The organism is Caballeronia sp. GAWG1-5s-s (assembly GCF_023631445.1).
Lineage (GTDB): Bacteria > Pseudomonadota > Gammaproteobacteria > Burkholderiales > Burkholderiaceae > Caballeronia.
Genome location: NZ_JALQDC010000052.1, coordinates 1 through 2,619 on the forward strand (window position 1 = coordinate 1; position 2,619 = coordinate 2,619).

General features: G+C 59.6%; 3 protein-coding genes. All 3 read right to left on the bottom strand.

All coding sequences use genetic code 11. The annotated features are described in order from the left end of the window. Nucleotides 1-71: 71 nt before the first annotated feature. The 3 genes from tnpC to NCR34_RS27810 are packed head-to-tail and all read right to left on the bottom strand — an operon-like array spanning nucleotide 72 to nucleotide 2,536. Nucleotides 72-1,652: an IS66 family transposase gene (tnpC, locus tag NCR34_RS27800; RefSeq protein WP_248320381.1), complete on the bottom strand. Its 1,581-nt coding sequence runs from the start codon at nucleotides 1,650-1,652 to the stop codon at nucleotides 72-74. 30 nt (nucleotides 1,653-1,682) lie between these two features. After that, nucleotides 1,683-2,036 carry an IS66 family insertion sequence element accessory protein TnpB gene (tnpB, locus tag NCR34_RS27805; RefSeq protein WP_045463971.1) on the bottom strand — a complete coding sequence of 118 codons (354 nt, stop codon included), beginning with the start codon at nucleotides 2,034-2,036 and terminating at the stop codon, nucleotides 1,683-1,685. Then, the gene (locus NCR34_RS27810; protein ID WP_248320380.1) at nucleotides 2,012-2,536 is read right to left on the bottom strand and encodes a transposase; all 525 of its coding nucleotides are present in this window, start codon (nucleotides 2,534-2,536) and stop codon (nucleotides 2,012-2,014) included. Before NCR34_RS27810 ends, tnpB begins: the two co-directional genes overlap by 25 nt. Between the last annotated feature and the right edge of the window lie 83 nt (nucleotides 2,537-2,619).

Genomic DNA, 2,619 nt, shown 5'->3' on the forward strand with positions numbered 1-2,619 from the left:
GTAAGCGATCCACGAACGACGCCGCTCAGAGTAAGGTGGTAGAGCGCCGTGATACGTGATAGCGAAGTGGGTCAGCGGAGATCTGCGGGCATCTTCCAGGGAAGCAGCGCGTCGTAGTCGTCGACGGTCTTCGCCAGCGGAAGGCGCTGGAATAACCAGTGGAGGTAACGATAAGGATCGATGCCGCCGGCTTTGCACGTTTCGATGAGGCTGTAGAGGTTTGCACTAGCGTTTGCCCCTGCAACCGTGTCGCTAAAAAGCCATGAACGGCGCCCAACGACGAAGGGGCGAATCGCGTTCTCACAAGGGTTGTTCGAGATAGGCCAACTGCCGTTCTCGACATAGCGGATCAGCTTCGGCCACTGCTCGCGTAGATAGGTCAGTGCCTTTCCAAGCAGACTTTTTGGCACGATGCCGGGCGACTGCGCGAGCGCCAAGGCGTAGATGGCGTCGAGGATGCGCGTGCTGTATCGCCGTCGCAATCGCTGTCGTCGCTCAGGCTTCCATTTCTTAGAGCGGGCCTCTGCAGCGAACAGCTTGCCGATCAGCGTGATGAAGCGTGTCGCGAGCAGATCGGGCGAACGGGCGACTTTGGGCACGTTGTCCTCCGCTTTGATGAAGTACCGCCTCAGGTGCGCCCAACATCCGAGGTGCACGAGGTCGTAGCGTTGAGCGATGTCGTTGTAGGGCTCGTAGCCGTCAGTTACTAGAACGGCGCCCTTGCGGATGCCCGTGAACAGCTTGTCGGCCAGCTTGGCGCCGCGTCCAGGTGTATAGCTGAAGCAGCGGATAGGGACGCCCGAGCCGGTCATCTGCGCCCAGAGGTAGCTCTTCGTTTGTGGTTTTCTCCCTTTCTCTTTCAGTACCTGGAACGTTGTTTCGTCGCAGTAGATCAGCTCTGCCTCGAGCAACGCATCGCGCATCAAGTTGATCACGGGCTGGGTCGCGAGGCCAACGCGAACCATGCTGGCGGCGATCGTGTTCGACGAGATGTCACCGCCGAAGCGACACAGCAAACCAGCCTGACGATACAGCGGCATGCCGAACTGATACTTGCCGGTGGCGATCCATGCAAGCGCTGATTCGCTGAACAGTCCGCGCGCGATGATGCGCGGCGGCGCCGGCGTGACCTTGATGCCGAGGTCACAGCATGGGCACGCATATTTGATGCGCTGGTGTTGGATCACCCGAAGCTGCTCGGGGATCACATCGAGCTGCTCACTGATCTCCGCGCCTATCTCGACGAGCGCGTGCCCATCGTTCGTGCAGAAGCGTTCGGCTTCGGGCAGTTCGTGTCGCACGACCTCGCGCGGCAGATTCGGATCAAGCGGCTTGCGATGACCGCGCTTCTTGCGCTTGTGCGCGGCGACCGTCGTCTCCGGCGTGTCTTCCTGCGCGGGCGCGCTGTTCGCGCCGAGCGTCTCGGCTTCGTTGAACAAGCTAGGTTGATCAGAATCTCGTGCTTCACTCTTCGCGCCGAACAGTTCGCGACGATAGGCTCGAAGGCGCTCCTCAGCGAGATCGCGCTCGGCCGTCACGAGCCGCAAGGCGCCGCGTAATGCCTCCTGTTGCTCTCGCAATGCACGTGCAGCATCGCGCTCGGCAAGCAACGCCTTCAGTTCCTCGGCGGTGATCGTGACGTTGATCGGCATGGCGGTTAGACCTGCACGCCGCCTCACTGTTCAGCTCACGCGATGATATTCCTGCTTGGGATGCCGTCGAATCGCGGTGATGTCATCGCCGTCGAGTAGCGCGTGCAGCACGTTGGTGGTCATCGTCACGATCTCAGCCTTGTTGTCGGGCCAGATGAAGTGGCTTCTCTCCAATCGCTTTATGAGAAGCCAGAAACCACTGCCATCCCAGCCAAGGATTTTTATCCGATCGCGACGCCGGTTTCCGAAGATGTATAGGGAAGTGTCCATCGGATTCAGGCGCATCGACTGCTCGACGAGAATCGACAGGCTATTCATGCCGTAGCGGAAATCAACGGGATCGCGGTGCAGATAGACCTTCAGATCGTCGTCGAACCGGAACACGGCATCCTCCCCAGAATCTGAACCATGGTCGTCAATTCGTCGATGGTCGCGATTGCCCCGCCAAGTTCAAGCTCGACGCCGTTCGACAGACGCACATGCAAGGCAAGTGTCATCGATGGCGGTGTGGACGGTTGTGTCGGCGACGCTGAAACGACCGACACGAACGCAGACGGCTTTACCGCGACCGGGACGGGTTGGTGCGACCCTGGCAGATCGACGGCCACGTCATTAATCGACTTGTCGGGCTGAGGCGGGTTGTATTCGTCGTTGCCATTATGCTGCGACGCTGGCGAAATGCCATTCTCGCGCTCCACCAGGTACTTCGCGATCCACTTGCGCAGCAGATTGGCGTTGATGCCGTGCTGCTGAGCCAGACCGGCGACTGATACTCCGGGACGAAGTGCTGCTTCAATCAAGGCGCGTTTACTTTTTTCGTCATAGCGGCGACGGCCATCGCTGCTGCGACGCACTACTGCCAACTCTGAGTCCATGCCAGTCATAGGTGTCCACCTCCAAGATAGGTGGACACCTATGGTCCTCGCTACTGTCGCTCACTGCCAGACGTCGAAGATGGACCGCTTAC

What these genes read in the sequence shown, in the direction of transcription:
- tnpC (WP_248320381.1), bottom strand. Translation starts at nt 1,652, where the DNA reads ATGCCGATCAACGTCACGATCACCGCCGAGGAACTGAAGGCGTTGCTT.
- NCR34_RS27810 (WP_248320380.1), bottom strand. Translation starts at nt 2,536, where the DNA reads ATGACTGGCATGGACTCAGAGTTGGCAGTAGTGCGTCGCAGCAGCGAT.